At 39.7% G+C, this 18,309-nt stretch carries 22 protein-coding genes and 1 pseudogene; 11 read left to right on the forward strand and 12 right to left on the reverse strand.

The annotated features are described in order from the left end of the window. Positions 1–41 precede the first annotated feature (41 nt). From ACJVC5_RS03535 to ACJVC5_RS03555, 5 genes are all read right to left on the reverse strand, one after another. Complete coding sequence (locus ACJVC5_RS03535) at positions 42–293, reverse strand: hypothetical protein (protein ID WP_408098008.1); 252 nt, start codon at positions 291–293, stop codon at positions 42–44. 45 nt (positions 294–338) lie between these two features. Further along, entirely contained in the window at positions 339–1,292 is a 954-nt protein-coding gene (locus ACJVC5_RS03540; RefSeq protein WP_408098009.1) for a HipA domain-containing protein, read from the reverse strand. Further along, entirely contained in the window at positions 1,289–1,624 is a 336-nt protein-coding gene (locus ACJVC5_RS03545) for a HipA N-terminal domain-containing protein (protein WP_408098010.1), read from the reverse strand. Before ACJVC5_RS03545 ends, ACJVC5_RS03540 begins: the two co-directional genes overlap by 4 nt. After that, positions 1,621–1,830 (reverse strand): helix-turn-helix transcriptional regulator, encoded by a 210-nt coding sequence (locus ACJVC5_RS03550; RefSeq protein ID WP_408098011.1) that lies wholly within the window; start codon positions 1,828–1,830, stop codon positions 1,621–1,623. The genes ACJVC5_RS03545 and ACJVC5_RS03550 overlap by 4 nt, the downstream gene beginning before the upstream one ends. Positions 1,831–2,089: 259 nt before the next feature. Beyond that, positions 2,090–2,470 (reverse strand): winged helix-turn-helix transcriptional regulator, encoded by a 381-nt coding sequence (locus ACJVC5_RS03555; RefSeq protein ID WP_408098012.1) that lies wholly within the window; start codon positions 2,468–2,470, stop codon positions 2,090–2,092. A gap of 107 nt (positions 2,471–2,577) precedes the next feature. On the opposite strand from ACJVC5_RS03555, the gene ACJVC5_RS03560 reads away from it, so the two are divergent. Continuing rightward, a complete protein-coding gene (locus ACJVC5_RS03560; RefSeq protein ID WP_408098013.1) occupies positions 2,578–2,952 on the forward strand; it encodes a DoxX family protein in 375 nt (124 codons plus the stop codon). Positions 2,953–2,982: 30 nt separating this feature from the next. Here ACJVC5_RS03560 and ACJVC5_RS03565 read toward each other — a convergent pair whose 3' ends face one another. Beyond that, positions 2,983–3,417, reverse strand: a complete 435-nt coding sequence (locus ACJVC5_RS03565; protein WP_408098014.1) for a hypothetical protein — start codon at positions 3,415–3,417, stop codon at positions 2,983–2,985. 163 nt (positions 3,418–3,580) lie between these two features. Next, positions 3,581–3,937, reverse strand: coding sequence for a hypothetical protein (locus ACJVC5_RS03570; RefSeq protein WP_408098015.1), 357 nt, complete (start codon positions 3,935–3,937; stop codon positions 3,581–3,583). Positions 3,938–4,048: 111 nt separating this feature from the next. Here ACJVC5_RS03570 and ACJVC5_RS03575 point away from each other — a divergent pair, with 111 nt between their 5' ends. From ACJVC5_RS03575 to ACJVC5_RS03585, 3 genes are read left to right on the forward strand one after another with little or no spacing between them, the layout of a single operon-like run. Continuing rightward, a complete protein-coding gene (locus ACJVC5_RS03575; protein ID WP_408098016.1) occupies positions 4,049–4,438 on the forward strand; it encodes a hypothetical protein in 390 nt (129 codons plus the stop codon). After that, positions 4,438–4,893, forward strand: coding sequence for a GNAT family N-acetyltransferase (locus ACJVC5_RS03580; protein ID WP_408098017.1), 456 nt, complete (start codon positions 4,438–4,440; stop codon positions 4,891–4,893). The genes ACJVC5_RS03575 and ACJVC5_RS03580 overlap by 1 nt, the downstream gene beginning before the upstream one ends. A gap of 52 nt (positions 4,894–4,945) precedes the next feature. Next, complete coding sequence (locus tag ACJVC5_RS03585; RefSeq protein ID WP_408098018.1) at positions 4,946–5,803, forward strand: hypothetical protein; 858 nt, start codon at positions 4,946–4,948, stop codon at positions 5,801–5,803. On the opposite strand, the gene ACJVC5_RS03590 is transcribed toward ACJVC5_RS03585, so the two are convergent. After that, on the reverse strand, positions 5,795–6,592 hold the full coding sequence (locus tag ACJVC5_RS03590; protein WP_408098019.1) for an arylamine N-acetyltransferase family protein: 798 nt from the start codon (positions 6,590–6,592) through the stop codon (positions 5,795–5,797). The two genes, ACJVC5_RS03585 and ACJVC5_RS03590, sit on opposite strands and share 9 nt — an antisense overlap. Before the next feature lie 24 nt (positions 6,593–6,616). Between ACJVC5_RS03590 and ACJVC5_RS03595 the strand changes: the two genes are divergently transcribed. Beyond that, a complete protein-coding gene (locus tag ACJVC5_RS03595) occupies positions 6,617–7,258 on the forward strand; it encodes an MOSC domain-containing protein (RefSeq protein WP_408098020.1) in 642 nt (213 codons plus the stop codon). Between the two features lie 4 nt (positions 7,259–7,262). Here ACJVC5_RS03595 and ACJVC5_RS03600 read toward each other — a convergent pair whose 3' ends face one another. Next, entirely contained in the window at positions 7,263–9,515 is a 2,253-nt protein-coding gene (locus ACJVC5_RS03600; RefSeq protein ID WP_408098021.1) for a hypothetical protein, read from the reverse strand. An 81-nt stretch (positions 9,516–9,596) separates the two neighbouring features. After that, positions 9,597–11,234: a sensor histidine kinase gene (locus ACJVC5_RS03605; RefSeq protein ID WP_408098022.1), complete on the reverse strand. Its 1,638-nt coding sequence runs from the start codon at positions 11,232–11,234 to the stop codon at positions 9,597–9,599. Between the two features lie 218 nt (positions 11,235–11,452). Between ACJVC5_RS03605 and ACJVC5_RS03610 the strand changes: the two genes are divergently transcribed. From ACJVC5_RS03610 to ACJVC5_RS03620, 3 genes are all read left to right on the forward strand, one after another. Then, positions 11,453–11,902 carry a hypothetical protein gene (locus ACJVC5_RS03610; protein WP_408098023.1) on the forward strand — a complete coding sequence of 150 codons (450 nt, stop codon included), beginning with the start codon at positions 11,453–11,455 and terminating at the stop codon, positions 11,900–11,902. A 297-nt stretch (positions 11,903–12,199) separates the two neighbouring features. Beyond that, entirely contained in the window at positions 12,200–12,880 is a 681-nt protein-coding gene (locus ACJVC5_RS03615; protein ID WP_408098024.1) for a hypothetical protein, read from the forward strand. Between the two features lie 21 nt (positions 12,881–12,901). Next, positions 12,902–13,159 (forward strand): hypothetical protein, encoded by a 258-nt coding sequence (locus ACJVC5_RS03620; protein WP_408098025.1) that lies wholly within the window; start codon positions 12,902–12,904, stop codon positions 13,157–13,159. 30 nt (positions 13,160–13,189) lie between these two features. Here ACJVC5_RS03620 and msrB read toward each other — a convergent pair whose 3' ends face one another. Then, complete coding sequence (msrB, locus tag ACJVC5_RS03625) at positions 13,190–13,672, reverse strand: peptide-methionine (R)-S-oxide reductase MsrB (protein WP_408098026.1); 483 nt, start codon at positions 13,670–13,672, stop codon at positions 13,190–13,192. Positions 13,673–13,755: 83 nt separating this feature from the next. Here msrB and ACJVC5_RS03630 point away from each other — a divergent pair, with 83 nt between their 5' ends. Continuing rightward, a complete protein-coding gene (locus ACJVC5_RS03630) occupies positions 13,756–14,202 on the forward strand; it encodes an OsmC family peroxiredoxin (RefSeq protein WP_408098027.1) in 447 nt (148 codons plus the stop codon). A 229-nt stretch (positions 14,203–14,431) separates the two neighbouring features. Here ACJVC5_RS03630 and ACJVC5_RS03635 read toward each other — a convergent pair whose 3' ends face one another. Further along, entirely contained in the window at positions 14,432–15,175 is a 744-nt protein-coding gene (locus tag ACJVC5_RS03635; RefSeq protein WP_408098028.1) for a TorF family putative porin, read from the reverse strand. 293 nt (positions 15,176–15,468) lie between these two features. Between ACJVC5_RS03635 and ACJVC5_RS03640 the strand changes: the two are divergent. Next, a pseudogene (locus ACJVC5_RS03640) lies at positions 15,469–17,196 on the forward strand (methyl-accepting chemotaxis protein); the annotation flags it as partial. A gap of 210 nt (positions 17,197–17,406) precedes the next feature. After that, positions 17,407–18,309 carry a hypothetical protein gene (locus ACJVC5_RS03645; RefSeq protein ID WP_408098029.1) on the forward strand — a complete coding sequence of 301 codons (903 nt, stop codon included), beginning with the start codon at positions 17,407–17,409 and terminating at the stop codon, positions 18,307–18,309.

Raw genomic sequence — 18,309 nt, forward strand, 5'->3', positions numbered from 1 at the left:
TTGGATCTCCTGAAAATAAAAATGAGATAATGTTTAAGAATTTAATTTCTCACACACTGGGTATTCTTAGGCATACACGACGATATGATCGTTTTATCACGACATCTCGCTAAAGCTTCATTGCGAGCAGCATCCTCAGTTTTATCAGTTGCGAATACCCGCTTACCGTTTGAAGCAACGATACTGCAGGTGAAAGTTCCGGCTGGGCCCTTGTGTTTATCATTCGGATGAATAACTTTTACACCAGCACAACTTGTTAGTAATAATGCAAAAAGAAGATATGTTTTTGTCATATAAAAGATTGTAACTCAACGGTCCGAAACGTACCCAATTTATTTTCAAGAGGCCAATACTTTGGCCCTCAGATCGATTAAATCGGAATATCCTTCTTGAAACTTCTTAGAGATGAAACTCCTCTCAATCAAATCCTTCATTTCAGGAATAGACCTTAAGATTCTTTCAAAACTTTTTTCAATGGCCTTATCCCCTATTTTAAACCCCTTACCAAGAGTGATAAAATCATCTTTTTTAAGCTTATTCTTTTTACCATTGATCGTGAGGGCAACTTCCTCTTTATCTTCAGGAAGTAACAGTTTGGTAGCAAGTAGATCGTAGAATGGGGTCAATCCAATTTCATTTAAGTCATTTCTCATCAGAGAAAAGTTTTTCAAGTGCATATCAGAGTTTCCTGTTAAGTATGAAAATAAAATCAAATCAAAAAAGTTAACAACATCCAAACCTGAATTGGTTGCATGTTTTAAAATGATTTTTCCGGCCTTTTCAATGGATGAATTATACTTATTTTCTGTCAGTAGTTCACTCAGTTGACAAAAATCTTCTACTGCTATTTTTTTTCCTTTCTTCTGACGATCAAATCTTTTTGTGACATAAGCAAGCTCACCTGTTTTAAGTTTAATGAGCCCGTGTCTGGCCACAGTTAAACCACATCGCTCTGCCATGTGCATGGTTAAATCCTCAACGACAGATATTTGAGGAAATTCTTTTGTTGGTGGTTTCAAAATAAAGTGGCCTTCCCAGTCTACAATCATTAGCCTGTGAGTTGGATCATTTTCTTTTTTTTCTAACTGTGTAGAAATCTTAGGTTGAACACCAGCGATTCCCAAATGCTTGGTTAAAGATCTTATGGCAAGCTCTTCTAAATCATTTGAACCAAAATCAACTTCAGGTGGTATTTCCGTTCCGAACAGCTTTTTACTACAGGCAGTATGATAATTTCCTGGCAGTTTTTTCTCTAAATCTTGATAACAGCCAAGGCATTTTTCTTTTTTCATTTTTCATCCTTGGGAGAATCATCGACAACGCTTACATTCCCCACGCTGTCACGACAGGCCAAAAGCAGAAGACTCATACGATCACGAGGATTGATTTTCCAATTCCCTTCAATGATATTGAGTAACCATCCCTCAGGAATAAGCCCATCAAAAAAAGGAAACATTGTTTTTTGTTCATAAGCTTCGGTACGAAGAGGAAGTGTTAGGCTTACTGGTAATGAATCGGATTTTTTTAAATATTCAGCATCATATTTAAAAACAAATAAACCTTCTTTCTGCTCAATAACACCGGCAAATTCATCTTCAACAAAAACTTTTCCACGCCTATTCATTCGTCATCTCTTTTCAGCGGAACCGGGCCCAATGTATGGCCAAATAATCTCAATACAGAATTGACCTTATCCAATTTGAGGGTTTCTTTACCTGCTTCTAGTTCCCTCACAAAACGAAGTCCTACACCTGCCCTTTCCGCTAATTCAGGTTGCGTCAGTTTGGATTGCTTTCTCTTTTTTTTAATAAATTCAGCTATTTCTTTCATTTTTTAATTATACCCTTTTGGGTATAAAAATCAATAATCACAAAATTTTATACCTCTTAGGGTATAAACCCAGCATTACTAATGATTATATACCCTTTCGGGTACTATTAGTTTGAGTTGCATAGCTGAAGGGGTCCACCACTCCGCTATTTCGGAATATCCTGAACATAGAATCGAGGACGTGAAAGAAATGCATGTCTTCCTACAAATACTAGAAAAGTATTCATTTGATGAGAAAGCTCTTTAGAGCTTTCTCATCCTAAACAGTTCCACGATCAAATTTCTCTCGAGCATTTTGAATCGTTTTCCAATTTGACCCGATCCATCCCATAAGCTCACCAACTGGTATCATGAGATTCTTCCCAAGGGCAGTAAGTTGATATTCAACTCGTGGAGGAACTTCAGCAAAAACCTCTCGCGTAAGAAGCCCATCGCGTTCAAGATTTCGAAGTGTCGTTGTTAACATTCTTTGAGAAATACCAGGGATAGTTTTCTTTAAATCTGAAAAGCGGGCCCTCTGATCTTCGCTATTGGATAAAACCATAATCACATAAAGAGACCATTTATCGGCCACTCGATCCAGAAAACTTCGCATTTCACAATTCTTTTCATCGTGCTTAAAAATGATGTTTTTTGCCATTGGTTACCTCAAAGTAACTAAGTGATTTTAAAGTGCCGTCTTCACATCGACCTGGGCTTGAATTAGCCTCAGTATACTTTAATAACTAAACCTACAAAAGGAACTATATGAGTGTGAAATCTAAAAAAGTTATTGTCGGCCATATTCTAGGGGTCTTGCCTGTCTTGATTCTTTTTTTCAGCGCTTACATGAAATTCAATCCTAATCCAGAGGCACTTGCAGGAATGGCCAAGTCAGGAATTCCTGTACACCTACTCCCCAAACTAGGATTACTTGAAATTCTGTGTACAGTTCTCTTCCTTATCCCGCGCACGTCAGTCCTGGGGGCCATTCTTCTCACTGGATACTTAGGCGGCGCCATCTTCGCGCATGTACGAATTGAAGATGCAGTTGGAATTCAAATCGTATTAGGATTCTTAGTTTGGGGAAGCCTATTTTTAAAAGATGAAAGAGTTCGCCAACTTCTACCAATTAAAAAATAATAAAAGGCCTCCGTAAGGAGGCCTTTTATTTTAAGCGCTTTTATGATTTGCTTTAATCTTTTGAAGTAACCTTGCCCATGCTTTCAAGTCTTTAGGTGATGACCAATCACTGCCAACTTTTAAAAGATCGGGATCGTCTGGAAGAATTCCTAGTGCAGAAATGTAATTCGAGTCACAAATAAAACATTCTTTATGATAAGGAATTAAATAGGCCTCACCTCTCAGATGCTTCAAGGCCTCCTCTTTCGAAGAATACCAGGTCTTCCATTGAGCACTCCACCTAGGAGGATTTAAAACATCCGCTGCCTCATACTCATCCTTCATCTCTTTCCAAGAAGAATAACCGGCGGTCTTCGCAATGATGCCATAAGCATCTTTAAGGGCGATTTCTTGACCTTGTTTTCTTTTGGCCTTTTGTAAAAGCTTGGCCTTAATTTTTAGGGAATCAATACTGGAACCAGACATAACATTTTCTCCTTTGGTCTTGTTACCGTTCCGTCATTGGTAACCAAAAGATTAAATGTATTAAGAGGGAAACACGAAGTGAGATTCTCTTTTGACGGGCAGGCCTCTTCGTCGACCTGATCCGACTATAGCAGAATCCCAAATTTCAAGCAACCCTCAAAAATTATCTACATTCCCATGAGCGAACCCAATCGCCCCATTTTTCAATGAGTAGGCCAACTTCTCCCACAGAAACAAACTCATAATAATTGTCCCCTCTTTGACCAAAGTATAATTGGAAATACTGAGATGGTGCTTCTACCTTTTTTAGTGTGGTTAGTAGTCGGGATTGAGTTTCCTGATTCTGCTGCTGGTAAGGTTCATGCCAAAGTGAGAAGCTATCATTCTCTTTTACGATGAAATAGAAACCACCGCCTTGTTCACTCGAATCATATTCAAAATTAGTTTCACACTCTAAAGTATTGTTATCTGCAAATGACGAGAAGCTAATCAGTAATGAAAAAACAAAAATTAAATGCATTGGACCTCCTTTTAAGGATGGCATCCTCTATCAAATCAGAAAGAGATGGAACTTAATCTTCCTTCAAGAACAAGTAGAGACTTTTTGCGAGGCTTCCAGTAAAAAATAAGAATGAGATTATTAAGTTATTTGGAAATAATCGCTGGCGCTGCCATCATTTTTTTTCTTCAAAACAGAGTGGCCCACATGCTGGGTTATGTGCTTATTTTCATCGGCCTCTCCTACATCATTTTCAACGAAGAAATTCACCTTGATATTGATAAAGAGAAAAGACTGATCCACTGGAAGAAGAAAAGACTCTTTAAGGAAACTCAAAAGACCATTTCGTTTACCGACATTAAAAGGATTTTTGTTCAACAAGTAGGTAAAGCCAGTAGTTTTACCGAGTTCTATTGCATTTCCCTGGAGCTTCAAAGTGGTGATATTATCAACTTTGCGGAACGCTTCCCAAGTGAGTCAGAAGCAGAAGAGAAGGCACAACATTTCAGGAAAATTCTTTAATGAGTTTTACAATCAGACCAGTTAACAAAAATAACCAGCAAGAACTCCTTACTATCGCAGAGGCCGATGCGCGCATCCCTCTCGAATTCGATTCTTCACATCCATTTGATGAAAACTCAGTGAATGCTCGGCTCGATTACTATCAGCAACTCTCAGAAAACGATTTTTTTGAAGTCGCTACCCAACAAGAACGGATTATTGGTTTTCATATTGTTAAAAAGAGTCCTTTTCCACCATCTCATACTATTGCCAACATCATTTCCCTTTGGGTCCATCCTAATTTTAGAAAACAAGGAATTGCTAAGGAGCTTAAAAATCGAGCGGAATATTGGGCAAAACAAGGTGGTATGCTTTGGATTCAGACACATGTGCATAAATCTAATGCAAGAATGCTCGAGTTAAATAAGTCGAACGGTTATGAGGAAATTTATATTAGCCTCAGAAAGACGTTATAGGTCCAACCAGGTCCGTATTGCCAACTGCCTGGTCGCACAGTAAAAGTTCGGTATGTTTGAAATCATCAAAAGATGGAAATCTCCTCGTTCAACTTCAAGCAACGCAATTCTCACTCTTTGCGTGATCACTATTTTCAATCAAAGTCTCGCTTTACTTCATGCTGCAGTTTATAAGCTCAGTGGATCATTTTTAATGATAAGAATCATTCATGGATTGGCGGCCTTCATTATTTTGGGAATCCTGGCCACCAGTAAAAAAACTTGGCCCAGAAAAACGTCTATTATCGTTTTTACTCTTATGGTTTTGCCAATGTTCATCTTGGCCTGGGAAACAGAGATTCTGTTCTCAAAGATGAAGTACTGGATTCCTCTTCTTCCCTTCAAGTCTTATGTAACACTTTTAAGCTTTTTAGTTCCTGGTCCTTATATTCTTAATCTTGGCCTGATTACGCTTTTTTGTTTGCAGGCCATCTTCACTTGGTTTTATCTCGATATCCCTAATGCTCCTAATGTCATTCTTATTTCTGAGCCCTATCTAAGTCTTATGTTTACTGTCACGGCCTTTTGTATTCTCGCCTTTCGATATCGAGATCAAAAAATAATTGAAGAGCTTAGTAAGCAAAAGGCCCAAGCAGAAGTGTATGAAAAGGTCGCCCGAATCTTTCTCAGTATGAGAGATAAGGTCAATACTCCACTGCAATCTCAAAATCTATTGGTAGGAATTTTGAAAAAGAATCCCGCGATAAAGGCCGAGACAATAGCCATATTGGAAAGATCAATTGAAAGTTTAGAGCGCAATAATAATATTCTGAAACGCTTGGAGCTGAATCTGCCTGAAAAGTCCTACGATCTTATGAGTGAAGAAGAGATTCTTTCTTACCTAGATCAGCTGGAAAGAAAATCAAAATAAGGTCTTTAAACGTGTGTCCAAATCCAAATTCTCTGGCAAACGAATGCGGAATTTGTCTTTCAGAACCATTTTTATTTCTTCCACAGAGCCCAGTTGTACTTTCTCACTTTTTCCATTTTTCCAATGAGTCGTGAACTGAGAGTTGTTTAAGGCGAGTCTTCCCTCTTCAAAAGGTTTCGCAGCGATTAGCATATTTCTGAAATGTGATGTTGGGTTGGTATAGAGAAAGTAATTGGCAACTTCATAATCAATTAAGTACTGAGTTGTCAGATCAAAGCGATAAATGGTCTTCCACTCTCCATTGACCTCTGCCTCAAGAACCAGATCCTCCGAGTAATTTTTGATTCTAAAATTCTCATGAGTGGTTTTTTGTTCGATATCAGTCTTAAATTTTATAGGAGTGGTTAATGTCATTCCTCCAAACCCAACGTCAGCAAGATAGGTTTCTTCTAACTCAACCAGAAACAGCATATGCGAACGACGAGTAATTAAATCCTGCGGCTGGTTCCACAATACCCTGGCCCCTAACCATTTAAGCTTGAAACCGATCTGTTTTAAAATAGAAGAGAACAATATGTTCTGCTCAAAGCAGTACCCACCTCTTAAATCATGAATGAGCTTTTTTTCAAGTGATTGCTCGTCCAAAAGAACTTCATGATAAGTAAAAGGACTTAGATTTTCGAAAGGAATAGCGTACGTATGGAGACGGTGAAGTTCACTTAAAGTATCCAAGTCAACTTTTGGTGTTTTAGTGTAACCGATCCTTTTAAAGTACGCTTTCAAGTCCATGCACTCTCCACTAAAATAACATTAATGAAATTCAAAATTTTAGGTGTCTACACCGGCAAAATAACTAAACTCCCTAATGACTTTGTTACAGCAATCACCAAAGAGCCTCGTGATGTCATAAAAGTATCTAAGGACTGGATAGAAGGCAATGAGATTAACAATCTTGTTCACCATGGCGGAGATATGCGTGTCATTCATCACTATTCCATGGCCAACTATAATTACCTTAAAGAAAAATTTCCCGATATAGCTCATCGTTTTTTGCCGGGAACCTATGGCGAGAACATTGTCACAGAAGAACTGACAGAAAGAGATTTGAATATTGGTGATATCTACCAGCTAGGAACTGCAAAAATACAGCTGACTGTTTCTCGAAGACCCTGTGTGACAATCAATCACGCCTATCAGGACAATAGAGTTCAAAAAGAAATTGTCGCAACTGGGAGATCAGGTTGGTATTACCGGGTCCTTGAAAAGGGCGAAATTCGTCCAGGAGACCATCTTGAATTTCTGGAAAGACCGTTTCCAGATTTACCTCTCTATAAACTTCATATCCAAGGATATGGAGAGAATCGCTTTGCTGATAAGGAATATCTTAAACGTTGCTTAGATACAGGATTGATGGACAAGGGATGGAGACCAAAGATCGAAGCGGCCCTCAGTTAGTTTATTATTCTTCCAATAACTCCATTAATAAATCGCTCACATTGGTCCCGGTAAAAGCGCTACTGGCCTGAATAGTTACAATTGCACCTGTACCAGTGGCGATAGTATCAATCCCTGCTCGTCTACCCAATAATCTTGCTTCAGCACGAGCAGTACTCTGACCGACATGAAGCTTTTCAGTTGCCGTTCCTGCGGCCCTTCTTGCTTTGGTCACAATGATATGCGGTCGACCATTCACCATAATCCGTTTGGCCTCTTCAATGATAATGTCACCAAAAGGTCCTTTATACTGTCCTGCCGCTCTTTTAATTCCACTGTAGAGACCAGTCACTTCATGAGATTTAAATAGTGCCGCGGCCTCTGGAGTGAAAATGAATGTGCCTTCTTTATCACCATGAACACCTGTTTTTAGTTTATCCATGGCCGTTTCAGCAGGTTTAGCGGCCCCATATACACTACCTTCGGTACTTCCCCAAATCCGTTTAGAGTTTAGAATATCATCAACGTTATCTTGTCTTGTCACAAGAAGAAGTGGTGGATTTCTCGGTTTAATCAGTTTAGACAGTTTAAGGAGATCCTCTGGGGACACATGCTCTTGCTTATAAAGTTTTTCCAGCGCCTTCGAAGCAAACTCTTTATCTGCTTTAGAAATACCCTTCAACATGAGCTTCTCAAGAGGATTTTTCCCTTTAATTTTTGCCAACAGAAGGAGTTCCTCTTCTTTGGTCAAACTTTTACCAGTGCGGATCTTTGAAACGAGTTCTTTTAATTTCTCAGGAGCAATCTTAGGTAAATGTTTCGCAAGTCTAAGACTATTGGCCGCAATAGGAGTTAACAACGCTGCTGAAATTAGCGCCTGATTAATACAGCGAGAATTATTGCTATTGCTCACAAAGATTTTTTCTACACTATCACAGCTCATTTTCCCTGGGGCCGCACTTAGTCCCTGAAAACGTTTTACCTCTGCTTGGCATCGTTCAAATTCTTCGACGGTGTGATATCCACCATATCCGATGTTGGCCGCTAATCCTGCCTTACCGGCGACGTTCTGGGCTCGTGCCATCTTTGAGGTGATACTAGCGGTTCTTGCTAGAGTTCCTGCCAGCTTTACTCCATTCACAACTGCATACGGAGTAAGAGTCAAGGCCAGATTGACCGCCACATCATCTAATACAACATCTGCAGTGTTGCGATTGTCTTTGATATTTTCTATGCATTGGTGAAATGTGGCCGCGTAGTTGAGTTCATTTGCTTTAGGGAAAATCACATCCGGATGTTGATATCGAGTCTTGCTCATGATCTCTTCAAAGTCATCACAGTTTCGACTTGCACCAATTAGGCACGCATGAGCACGAGTAAACTGTTTTAGCTGCGTATTTATCTCTTTTTGTGAGAGCTTCAATTGCTCTGTGATGGCCGTCTGTAATTGATTGGTGGTGGGCACTGAACGCAGATTATTCACCAAGATTTTAAATTTTTCACCTTTCAACATTGGATTCAAGTCTTTGATCCGCTCCATATCTTCACGAATGAGTCTGACCTTCTCGCGATCCTTCGTTTTAAGGGCCTCTTGATTAAGCGTACGAAGTGATGCCAATGCCTGGTCTACTTCCTCTGTTTTAATATTAAGAAAGTGTTGTTTGTTTCCCGGAGGTCGGCATTGAGATAAAACCAAACACTGTTTCTGTGCGGCCATCATTCGAATTGAATGGCAATCAAAGGCATCCGGTTGAAGAACGAGACCAATTTGAGCTCTCGAATCAAGAAGATTGGTCAAGGCATTATGTAAGGCCAGACTTTTGAAATTAAAGTCATACTGCATGTATGACTGAGCGAGACTCTTATCGGTTTTTAAATATTCATCATCAATCCACTTACCAAGATTCTCTGAGCATCTTTGAGTATAATCATAAAGCTGAGGAGTCTTTGAATAGTGAGTCTCAAGCTGTTGATTAAGTTTCGCCTGATCTTGCTTTAACGAATGGGTCGCGGCCGAGTTACAAGCTGTACGAGGATTTTTCATCGAACCATCAGAGACAATGGCATTAATTGTTCCCGCAGTTCCTCGGCGATACATGTCCTTCAAACTATTTCTTAAAACTTCAGGACAGGCCTCTTGTAAGTTCTTAGCACACTCATTTGCATTTGGTGAAATGGACTCAAAGCTTCTAATTGATTTTAATAACAAGCGATCTGTGGCGAAGGCCACGGAACAAATGAAGCTCGAGACAATGAATAAGGAAAGTGTGTTAAACATTGCTTATTACTTGTCGTCTTAACTCCAACATGACTTTAATTTTAATTACTTAGATGTTCTCGCAAGTAGAATTTCAAGGGATTACAGACCTTGGCCTTTAAAATTCAAAGGCATCTTCACCTGAAAGACAGTTCCCCATTCCTTAGAACTATCGGCCTTAATAGTTCCACCATGGGCCTCGATAATTTGCCGAGTGATATAGAGTCCTAGACCTAATCCTCCAACAGTGTCCTCAGCATGAAGTCTTTCAAAGCGCTCAAAAACTCTCTCTAAATCATTGGGAGCAATTCCCAGACCACGGTCATGGAAACTTAAATGAACCCATCCCATCTCTTCATAGACTTCAATACGGACCGGTTTTCTATTTCCGTATTTAAGTGCATTCGTTAGTAGATTAGTAAAGACCTGTTCAACACGAAGGCGATCAAAGCTGCCCCAAATCGGATCTTTCGCGATAATTGTTACTTCAGTATCTGAGTTGGAGATTTCAAGTTTATGGCGCTCGATTAACTCCAGGGCCATTTCCTTTAAATCGAATGTTTCAACATTTAGATTCAACTTCCCCATATTGATTCGGGAAACGTCTAATAGGTTATCAATCAAACTCGACAAACGAGAAATAGATGTATCACAGCTACTCATGATTTTTTCCAAACTCTTTTCGCTCATGTTTGAAAGGGACTTATTCTGAATGTTTTTAAGGAGTCGTTGAATCTGGAGTTTTAGGGGGGTCAGTGGAGTTCTAAGTTCGTGGGAGGCGATACTTAGAAACTCATCCCGCACTTGAATAGCATCCTGCAGTTTGATGTTCGTGCTCATTAATTGATTTGTTCGTTCATCAATTCTCTTCTCAAGATTTGAATATGACATCTTCAAAAGATCATCTGCACGCTTTCGGTCCGTCATGTCACGAGTTACTTGAGAAAATGCAATGACAGTACCATCATTATCTCGAATGGCCGTAATGGCCACACTCGCCCAAAATCTTGTTCCGTCTTTCCTGATGCGCCAGCCTTCGTCTTCAAGACGACCGGTTTCAATCGCCTCTTTTAATTCATATTCACACTTACCCATCTGAATATCTTGATCAGGGTAAAAGAGAGAAAAATGTTTTCCAACAATTTCCTTTGCTTCATAACCTTTAATACGACGAGCACCTTCATTCCATGTAGCAACTGTTCCATCACAGTTTAGAGTGATCATGGCGTAATCTTTAACGGACTCAAACATTTTACGAGCGCGCTCTTCACTTAACTTAAGTTGTTCTTCAGCGTTTTTTCTTTCTGTGAGGTCACGAGTGACTTTGGCAAAGCCCACCAACTCACCTCTCTTGTCTCTTAATGCCGTAATGACAATATGAGACCAGAACTTTGTTCCGTCTTTTCTAACACGCCAACCTTCTTCCTCATACTTCCCCACTTTTTCAGCAATCTCGAGTTCATATTGTGGATGACGACGGATTTTATCTTCGCTGGTATAAAAAATAGAAAAATGTTTTCCAATAGCTTCATCTGCTGAGTAGCCCTTTATTCTTTGGGCCCCAATGTTCCAGCTTTCAATGAATCCTTGCTTATCAATAAGAAAAATTCCGTAATCTCTTACCGATTCTACTAAGAGTCTGAACTTTTCTTCAGCTAAGGCGGGGGAAACAGAGTCATGAAGAGGAAGAACCGATTCACTTGATTCAAAGGATGAGGTGTTCAAGAATTTGTTACTCATAAGGTGTCATTTGACACAGAAGAAATTGTCGGTCAATGAACCAAAATGTTTCTCCAAGAGAATTAGATTCTTCTTAACTTTTTTCTAAATTTAACCTTTATTTCCCTCTGAAAACTTGCAAAATTGATTTACGATCGAGATTTCAATCTAAGGCCAATCTTAAGAGAGCTTTGGTATAAAGGTGACAATCTTTATGGGCCTTCTTTATAATGCCCGACATGAAAAACATTCTTCTTTTTACTCTCTTCTTCAGTGCTTTTTCCTCTTTTGCTCAGACCATAAAGTTTAGAAAACTTACTTGTTATTCTTTGGATCAAAAGGCCAAGATCGGAGTCATCTTCCCAAAACTCATTGATCCTATGAATCCTTTCATCGGTTTTCCGGAAATCTGGGTGCAAGTAACAGTAGAAAAAGAAGGGATGAATTGGGTGTATCAGCGTGATCGCGTTTTGATCATTCCTGAGTTCTATCCACCAGGAGTAGAGATGCGTGGCCAATCTTCGGACTCGCTTTATATTAAACTTCATCCAGAGATTAGGTTTAATAAATATACCGGCACCTACTACGGGCAACTCTTCGTAAATGACCATGAAAGTGATCGTCGTGCTTATTTCCGCTATATGGATTCTGAATTGGGCCCAGGCCTCAGCTGTACTTCACAGGAATGAAGACACGATTTCCTTTTCAAAAATAAAACATTAACGGGCCTAGAATAAATAAGTCAGAATTGTATATTCGTCACTGAATGTACTCTCTTCATTTTTTCAGAGTACCTTCGTCGCAAACTTCCAATTTTTAGTAGTTTGGCCTCTTTCTAATCTCTCACACAAAATCCTTAAGACATTGTGGAACTCGTTTTTCGGCACCCGTTGCCTCTCTTTAGGAGCAAAACACTCTACGGCAACATCCTTCCTATCCAAAACATAGCATCCAATGACGGACGCTTTTAACACCAAGGAAGGAACATGAATAAATTCTTGATTCTCATGCTGATGACGTCACTTTTGAGCGTCTCATGTAACAAATCGGGTGGCGGCGGAAGCTCAAGCGAAGAAAGTCAATCTGCACCCATTACTGATGATAGCGGATCAGATACAGGCAATGGCGATCCCTCAACTCCTACACCCACTCCTAATGTCCCGCCACAGGCGCTTACATTTAGTACAAATGTTGAGTTGTTAAACTTCAACACTGAGCAAGCAGAAAAGTATAATCAAGCTATTGAGCTCGTTAAACTAGTCGTGGCCACAGAAGAGTTTAGAACGAAGGTATTAAACCATACCTATAACGGCTCTAAGCAATTCGCCAATAATAACGGACTTACCAACGCACAGATTTATCAATCTATTCTGGATGCAGCGGAGAAATTATATCCAGCGAAGAACAACCGTATGGATTTGGAAGTTGAACTCTATTACGCCAACAACAGTGTCGTGGGTTATACCAACGGATCAACAACTCAGATCTGGGTGAATACAAAGTTCTTCAATAACTACAAAATCAACTCAGTGGCAGGTAACCTGTTCCATGAGTGGTTACATAAACTGGGTTATGGTCATGATTCGGCAGCGACCGCGCAGCGCCCTTATTCAGTACCATACGCAATTGGCTATATCATGGCCGATATTGCTCAAGACTTCATGTAATCACAATTTAAGGAGAATAGTATGAAACATCTTTTAACAAGCTTCGTGTTGGTATTTTCTGTCTCAGCATTTGCAAACATTGATGAAGGAAGTGTCATTAATATCGAACCAAAAGCAGAAAGAGTGGAAGCATCCCGTGCCTGCTTCAGTGAACTTCAAAAACTCGGATGTGGTCACCCCAAAGAGGACGCTGAACACTTTCGTACCTGCATGAGTGAAGTTTACACAAGTCTGGATTCCGGATGTCAAACGATCATGAAAAGACTTTACGGTAAATAAAAAGGAAGAACGTGGGGACGAATGTCCCCACTATTTATGTGATGTTTGACCATCAAATAATGAAAGATATTTTCCGTAGCCCAACTTTTCCATGTCCTCCAAAGGGACGAATCTCAAGGCAGCAGAGTTAATACAAAATCTTTTGCCACCTTTGTCTTTGGGTCCATCATCAAAGACGTGACCTAAGTGACTATTGCTATTTTTACTTCTCACTTCAGTCCGCTCACCTAAGATTCCTAAATCAATTTTTGTCTCAATATTTTTTTCATTGATACTTTTAGTGAAGCTGGGCCAACCCGTACCAGAATCATATTTGTCGAGAGAACTAAATAAGGGTTCTCCTGTCTGTCGATCAACATAAATGCCTGGACGTTTATTGTCCCAATACTCATTTTTGAAAGGCGGTTCAGTTGCCGACTCTTTCATCACTGCATATTGCTCTTTGGTCAACGTCTCAGCAAAAACTGAAGGCGCACTTACCAGACAAAATAGTATTAATATGGTTTTTTTCATAACTCACCTCTTCCTTATTATAGTCTCCTGGCACTCCATTTGCTCCGTTTTCTTCTAATGAATAAACCTTCAAGGAGGAAGTCATGAAAAGAACAGCATCGGCCCAATGGCGTGGAAATTTGCGACAAGGGAAAGGCTCAATTAATACTGAAAGTGGTGTCATATCAGATATCGCCTACTCGTTTTCTCGCAGATTTGGCGAAGAACGGGGAACAAATCCAGAAGAGCTCATTGGAGCTGCCCACTCTAGTTGCTTTGCCATGGCCGTTTCGGCAGAACTTGATCAGCGTAAACTTAAAGCGGAATTGATTGATGTACGTGCGACTGTCTCTCTAGAGAATGTTTCAGGAGGATGGTCAATCCCCGCCGTCCATTTGGATGTTTCAATTGAGGCATCGAATGCAACACGGGAGCAAATTGAAGAAGCGGCCAATTCTGCAAAAGTGAATTGTCCTGTTTCAAAACTGTTGAAGGCCGATATCACGATGAATCTCAGCATTCCATCTCAGGACAGGGCCGTTTACTCGTAATTATTTATTCACAATGTCTGAGAGAAGTTCGGTGAAAGAAAAGTACGTGGCAATTCCAAGTACGACGGTGAAAAAACATTTTAGTGGAGTTAGTTTAATCGGGCTGCGTTTGCGTCTCATGGGGGTTCTTATCGTAAATTCAGCTTCCAATTATTAATTTTTTTAGAAATTGGCAGCAAAATTCCAATGGGAATGGTCCCGCTTTCACGGGACCTACTTTATTTATGAATTAAAAGAATTTAGTTAATGAAACAGTTAGAGACTCATCATTAGCACGAGCATACTGTCCGTCTTCCGCAGGATTGCCTGTAGCATAGCTAATTGTTTTGCGATTTGTGTTCGTGTAAAGGAACTCATAGGTAAAAACGCCATCTTTAACTTGTAGGCCCGCGTAGTAGTCCCAGTAACTTGTGAACCCTACCCCACTCCAAGTTCCTTCAGCATTTTGTGTTCTTTGAGTTTTACTTTGCTCATTCCTACCGAAGCCACCAATAAGACTATATTTGGCATCAATGTCATAAAAACCTGATAGACGTAAATAATGTGAAACGGAGTTATATCCGAACCAGTTTGGAAGGTAGTTATATTCGAAAGTCACATTTTTATAAGAAAAGCTTGTGGAGTATTCAAAGGCGGAAATCTGTGAGCGATCAATAAACTCATAACGGTTTACATAAAAATTGGCCGCAATATCACCGAGGGCCTTTTTGTAACCCAAAGTTAAGTCCATCTCTCGAGTACTATCACCTTCGTACAATGTAGGCTCTGCGAACTTTAAGTTCGATCCAAAAATATTTCCCCAAAGACCTGAAGAATGTTCATAATTGGCCGACAACTGAATGGCTGGATTATTTTCTGTGAAAGAAATTCCGCGCCAAATATAGTTCGAGGCCAATTTCGCATAACCGGTAATACCAGCACTAAACGCAGAAGAACTCATTAGTAAAACTGAACTCGCTAACCATCGCTTCATCCAAACCATCCTTTAAGATTTTTTAATCATGTTATGGCAAGGATGGGTAAATTTACTTATGGAAAATTCTGCCTGTCATTGTATTTACCGAACTCCACCGTGAACATTAATAAAAAAATCATGCATCAATAACCGACTTTTTTACTGGAGCATCTGTGCAAAACTATTCGATTAAGATGAAGCTGGCCGTTCCCATTATCATCACCGCATTTTTGGTTTTGGCCATTATGACTTACTTCATCGGATCGCATACATGGGAAAACTCCAAGATATTTGCCATTGATAAGACCTCTGCCATGGCAGAAGCTTATGGAAATAATATGAAGGCCGATCTTCAAAAGAGCCTTGATATCTCTCGAGGAATGGCACAAATTTTCGAGTCACTACGCTCTCACGGCGGTAATAATCGTGAAATCATTGAACAGGTAGTATTAGATGTTTTGAAAAAGAACACTCACCTCATTGGTTCATGGACAGGATGGGAGGCCGACAAGTGGGACGGTAAAGACCTGCAATACGCAAACACCATTTATCATGATAAAACCGGGCGTTTCATTCCGTACGCCAACTGGGAAAATGGCAAGCCGACACTTTCGCCTCTTCTTGAATATGACGTTCCAGGAAATGGTGACTATTATTTAGTGCCAAAATCCCGAATGAAAGAAACAATGATTGATCCTTATCTCTATAAGATTGGAGATGAGATGGTCCTCATGACTTCAGCAGTCGTTCCAGTCATTCAGAACGGAGAATTTCTTGGAGTTGCCGGTGTAGATTTGGCATTGAAAGAAGTTCAAAAAGAAGTAAATTCGATTAAACCTTTCACGACTTCAGAATCATTTTTAGTAAGTAGTTCAGGAAAGTATGTCTCACATCCTGACATCAACATGATTACTAAAGAAGCGGTCTTCCCATTTGAAAAAGAGAAATTTGCCAAGGCCATTTCAACTGGAGAAAAAGTTGTTTTATTCGGAGAAATTCCCAACGACCAGGAATACCTCTATGTCACGAATTCATTTAAGATTGGGAACACAGATGAGTATTGGACTCTCATCGTAAGGACCCCTACTTCCACTGTTCTTGCCGATGCTAAAAAGATGCTTTTGACGCAAATTCTGATTTCTATTGTTGGTTTGTGTATTCTTTTTGGAGCGGTCATTTTCTTATCTCGTTATATTTCTAATTCCGTAAGTAATCCTTCAAAAGAGTTGAACAATTCAAGTCATGAAGTCACTGCGGCCATCCAGCAACTGACTGTCGCCGGCCAAAACCTTTCACAATCATCAAGTGAAGCAGCTGCCTCCCTCGAAGAAACAGTGGCATCACTGGAAGAACTCACTTCTATGGTGAAAGTAAATACTGATCATGCAAAAGAGGCGGCGAGACTTTCTGGAGAGACACATGAGATCGCCGGAAGAGGCAAAGAAAATATCAGTAAGCTCATTTCCTCAATGGAATCCATAAGCCAAGATTCAAAGCGTATTCTTGAAATTATTAATGTGATTGATGATATTGCCTTCCAAACAAACCTTCTGGCCCTCAATGCTGCTGTTGAGGCCGCTCGTGCAGGCGAACAAGGAAAAGGATTCTCAGTTGTGGCCGAGGCCGTGAGAAATCTTGCTCAACAAAGTGCAACTGCCGCCAAGAATATTAATGAACTCATTAAAGGCAGTGTAGAAAGAATTGAACAGTGTAGCGGCCAATCACTCGAGAGTGGCGACATCCTAAGTGAGATTCTGGTTGCCGCCAAAAAAGTTTCTGAGATCAATGCGGAGATCTCAAATGCATGTCTTGAACAAAGTAATGGTATTGCTCAAATCAGCACGGCCATGAATCAGTTGGAACAATCGGTTAATAGTAATGCTTCTTCGTCAGAAGAAATTGCATCAACTGCCGCAGAAATCAGTTCACAGGCCGAAATTATGAATGGTGTTGTGGATGTACTTAATGAAGTTGTGTATGGGAAAAATGAAAGCACTCCAAAAACAACTAATTCTCAACCCGAACCTGCACTAAGTTAAATCCTCTCTGCCAGAGTCCGAGCTATGGACTCTGGCTTCTCTTTCCTACTTTTAAATTTCTTAAGTTTAGTCCTTCATTCACTCTTGCTAACTCCTGAAAAATTCGTCAATAAAAAGAGCCTAAAACTCAAGATTTGAACATCCTTGCCGCCCCCTAACTCATTGAAAAGAAAGTCATTCATTGTGCCGATAAGGAGTTGAGGACAACTTATGAGTCAGCAGTCTTTTATTAAAATATTTTTATTTTTGGTGGTGTTAATTACACCTTCCTTAAGTGCGTTTGCTTCAGATCTCTACATTATTCGTGAAAATATTTTCGAAGAAGAATCTGGAAGTACAAAAAAGAAATACATTCTTAAATTGAAACCTTCGACGATTCAAAAAATTAAAGAGCTCCCACCAACGACTGTGATTTATCTTGGTGAAGGTGACGAAAAACAAAAAATTGCTCAGCAAAAGAAAGATCCTTATCCATCGAAGATTGATTTTAAATATTCAAATTCATACGTGAGAGTTGATGGGACTGATTCAAATGCCAAAGGCTATATCAAGTCTGATAATGCTCCTGGGTATCATGTACTTTGGACTCCTTGGTATAACAATAAATGGGAAACCCAACTAGGACATAGTTTTGCTTTCTATGACATGGGAAACTCTAAATCTAGAACCATCACAAATCCTAAACAGGATCAACAAAAGTTCTTCTTAGGTGTTAATTATCAGCTCAATGATTATTGGAAACTGACCTCTGAAGCTGGAACCAATAAACAGTTCTTCTTCAAGGCAATTGATAATGAAACCATTCAAATCGAAAGCGTAAGAGTTCCTTACGTTCAATTTGGCGCAAAGTACGCCATGTACAAGAACGCCAATACTAATATTGATCTAAAACTATCGGCCCGTTATCACTTTCCATTTGAAAGTGATGTTTATGAAGGCACTGGTATCGGAACAGTTGGTTCAGTGTATCTTGAGCATAAATTTAAAAAAGTGAACTTTTCTGCAGAAGTTTTTTACTCGCAAGATAAATTTGACACAGATGAAATTGAATTTACTCGTGCAGAGGTAGGACTTCTTTTAGGACTCAAATTTTACTTTGGAGATGAAGTCTAG

This window comes from Peredibacter sp. HCB2-198 (assembly GCF_045999315.1).
Lineage (GTDB): Bacteria > Bdellovibrionota > Bacteriovoracia > Bacteriovoracales > Bacteriovoracaceae > Peredibacter.